The sequence below is a fragment of the Streptomyces sp. NPDC003327 genome, from assembly GCF_053589515.1.
Genome location: NZ_JBSFSA010000098.1, coordinates 1 through 2,658, shown reverse-complemented (window position 1 = coordinate 2,658; position 2,658 = coordinate 1). Strand labels below are relative to the sequence as shown.

The window sequence follows — 2,658 nt, the reverse complement described above, 5'->3', positions numbered from 1 at the left end:
ATAGCCCGGGAGGTCTACCACGCTCTCAACCAGCCCCGCGCTCGCCACGCCATCTCAACTACTTGACGTCTATAGGAGCATCAAGGCGTATCAAGATGCCGGTGGCCGCATCCGAGTACCCTTCCGCTGCCACCGCCTCGAACGGCGGCAGCGCCCACACAACAACACCCACGCCAAGATCCTCTGCCTCGGCGAACAGGCCACGGCCACCCTGAAGGGTCGGCGTCTTCTACGAAAGCTCCGCTACAGCACCAACCGCATCACCGCGATCGTCCCGGCCTTCCTCGTCCCTCATCACGCCCCGGTGTGAGGTTGGAATAGGCTCACTGTCGACTCCCTCTTCGCCTTCGCCCAGGTCTCCCTCCTCCAGTCGGCACGTCGCTTGCGCGCGATGAACGCAGAGGTCGAGGCCGTCGCTATCCGACGCTGAACCACGCCGCCCGGGGGTGATCCCCACGCCCACTTCGCGAGGGCCGTGACGCGTCCAGCACCCGTCGGAACCTGGCCAGCCCAACGCAGCTGATCATCTTCCGTGAACGGCCCCGAGGCGTCCACGTTGGCGGAGAAACAGCGAGCGGTAGCCCGACGAGGCAGGAGACGCAGGCATCCGCTGGAATACTCGCAGGCCGGTTTCGATTGCTCCTCTTGTAGTGATCGCGGAGAGGGACGCTGGTGGCCGAGCTGATGTTGTTCCGGCAGGACGCAGACGGGCGGGATGTCGAGCTGTCCGGGTCGACGGTGGCGCTGGAGGTGGAGCTGCAGCGGCGGGTCGAGGCCGGCCTGGAGCAGATGCTCGGGATCCGGTTCCTGGCGTCGGAGTACGCGACCGGGCCGTGGCATCGGGGGCGGATCGACACGCTGGGGCTGGATGAGAACGGCAGTCCGGTGGTGATCGAGTTCAAGAAGGGGTCCGACAGCGGGGTGCTGTCGCAGGCGGTCTCGTACATGGCGTGGCTGGAGTCGGCGCAGCTCGAGTTCGAGGCGCTGGTCCGGAAGGTGCTGGGCGCGGAGGCGGCGGAGTCCGTCGACTGGCGGCGTCCGCGGATGGTCTGTATCGCGGCCGGTTTCTCGCACCACGATCGGGTGGCGGTGCAGCGGGTGCCGGAGCGGATCGACCTGGTGCGTTACCGGGTCTTCGAGGGCGGGCTGCTGAGCCTGCTGCTCGTGGACTCCTCGCCCGGCGTGCCGAGCGCGGCGCCCCGGCGGAGCCGCGCACGGGACGCGGGGGCCGAGGACGCTGCGGTGGCCCCGGCGGTTCCGGCGCCGGCGGGCGCCGGTCTTGTTCCGGATTGCCTTCGGGATCTGTTCGCGGAGGTGGACGAGGCGCTGACGGCGTGGGGCGAGGTCGAGGTGGTGCCCCTCAAGCACTACGTCGCCTACCGGCGGCTGGTGAACGTGGCCTCGGTCCTGTTCCGGCCGAAGCACGAGGTGATCCTGGTCTATCTCAGACTCGACCCGGGCACGGTCGTGCTGGAGGAGGGCTTCACCCGGGACATGCGCGGTATCGGGCATCTGGGGACGGGGGACCTGGAGGTTCGTGTCGGCTCGGCGGCGGACCTGGAGAAGGCTGCGCCGTTGATCCGGCGGGCGTTCGAGGCGGCCTGAGACAAGCGGAAGGGCGGCTGGAGCATCGGTTCTCGATGTTCCAGCCGCCCTTCGGCGTCTGTGGTCCGCCGGCCCCGGCTTCTCGTTTCTCATGATCAGCTCTCCGGTCCGGCGAGGGTGAAGTCGTCCTGTTCCAGTTCGGCACGCAGGCGCTGTTCGGCGACGTCGGCGTAGTGCGGGGAGAGTTCGATGCCGACGAAGTTCCGGCCTTCCCGGAGGGCGGCGACGCCGGTGGAGCCGCTGCCGGTGAAGGGGTCGAGGACGGTGCCGCCCTCGGGGCAGACCTGGATGAGCTGCTGCATGATCTCGACGGGCTTCTGGGTGATGTGGACACGGTCCTTGCGGGGCTGGGAGGCGATGTAGTGGCCGGGGAGGTAGAGGTCGCGGGTGTTGTCGAGTGATCCCTTGACGCCCCAGACGATGAACTCGGAGTCCTGCTTCGGGCCGCCCTTGCGGGGCCGGCTGGCGGGCTTGATCCACGGGAGGGTGCCGCTCCAGGTCCAGCCGGCCATCTGCAGGGCGTCGGTCGTGGTCGGCTCCTGGCGCCAGTCGGTGAAGACCATCGCGACCGCGTGCTCGGTGGAGGCCCGGTACGCCTCGGTGAGCAGTTCGGTCAGCCAGGAGCGGTACGAGCGCTGGTCGCGGTTCTCGCCAGGGAAGTTGGCGAGGTCGTGTGCCGAGTTACTGGTGACGTACTTGGCGCGCGCGGTGCGGCCGGTGCGTTCCGAGCTCGTACGGCCGCCGGAGTTGTACGGAGGATCGGTGATCACGGCGTTGACGCTCTCGTCCGGGAGGGCCTTCAGGACGGTCAGGGCGTCGCCTCGGTGCAGCGTGTAGCTCATGGGGGAGGGCCTCTCTTCGGGGGGCGGAGGGTCGTGGAACCCATGCCGGACAGCGCGCAACGGCGCTCGTCTCTGGCGGGGTTGTGCCGGAGGTTAGCCGTGGATTCCGGCCGGACCTAGTACTACAACGGTGTTTGCCGTGACTGGTGGCCAGGTCGTTCGTTGGTGTGTTCATGGGTGGGGAACTTGCTGATGCCCGGTCGTGGGCGGG

2 protein-coding genes are annotated in these 2,658 nt (G+C 68.4%); one reads left to right on the top strand and one right to left on the bottom strand.

Features of this window, described 5'->3' with window-relative positions:
* The first annotated feature begins 672 nt into the window (after window positions 1-672).
* Window positions 673-1,605: a DUF5655 domain-containing protein gene (locus ACWDVG_RS31570; RefSeq protein WP_451704352.1), complete on the top strand. Its 933-nt coding sequence runs from the start codon at window positions 673-675 to the stop codon at window positions 1,603-1,605.
* 95 nt (window positions 1,606-1,700) lie between these two features.
* Here the strand turns inward: ACWDVG_RS31570 and ACWDVG_RS31565 are convergent, their stop codons facing one another.
* Complete coding sequence (locus ACWDVG_RS31565) at window positions 1,701-2,447, bottom strand: DNA-methyltransferase (RefSeq protein ID WP_451704350.1); 747 nt, start codon at window positions 2,445-2,447, stop codon at window positions 1,701-1,703.
* Between the last annotated feature and the right edge of the window lie 211 nt (window positions 2,448-2,658).